This is a genomic window from Streptomyces sp. AC627_RSS907 (assembly GCF_019049165.1).
The window spans coordinates 1-616 of sequence record NZ_JAGMUE010001150.1 but is presented as its reverse complement, the minus strand read 5'-3'; the positions used below and the strand labels follow the sequence as shown (position 1 = coordinate 616).

At 79.1% G+C, this 616-nt stretch carries 1 pseudogene; it reads right to left on the bottom strand.

Features of this window, described 5'->3' with window-relative positions:
• Positions 1 to 607, bottom strand: a pseudogene (locus tag KUM32_RS40775) (ATP-dependent helicase HrpB); the annotation flags it as partial.
• Between the last annotated feature and the right edge of the window lie 9 nt (positions 608 to 616).

Sequence of the window (616 nt, the reverse complement as noted above, 5' to 3'; positions counted from 1 at the left end):
GCCCCAGGTCAGCCCGGCCACGGGCGCGGTCCAGCACGCCGGCCAGCCACGCGTCGGCCCGATCCAGCAACGCCGCGTCGCTCACGTCGGGCCACGGCTCGCCCAGCACCCGGTGCGCGAAGGCCATCCGCTGCCGGAGCGAGCGGGCGTCGGCCGACCAGCGCAACAGCCCGAGCCCTTCGCCGCGCAGCCCGTCGAGCAGACCCTCCCGCACCCGCTCCGGATCGGGTCGCGCGAGCGGCTTGGCGCGCACCTCGATACGTCCCAGCCGCTCGACCCGGCGGGCCACCAGGTCGCCGCGGTCGACGGACCAGCCGACCTCGTCGGCGGTGGTGTGGAGCGTGGCCGCCGCCGTCCGCGCCGTCTCCTCGTCGATCACCGCGGCGAGCCGCACCCGCGCGGACGCGGCGGCGACCGGCCGGTCGGCCACCGCGATGGCCAGCCACTCCGCCTCCCGCAACCCGGACCCGGCCGCCAACTCCGCGCCCGTGCCCGACGCCATCAGCAGCGCGCCGCCCCCGCGCGCCCGTGCCACCCGCTCGGGGAAGGCCAACGCGGCCACCAGCCCGGCGACCGCGTCGTCGAACCCCGCCCCCTGCCCGCCGCCATCCCGCTA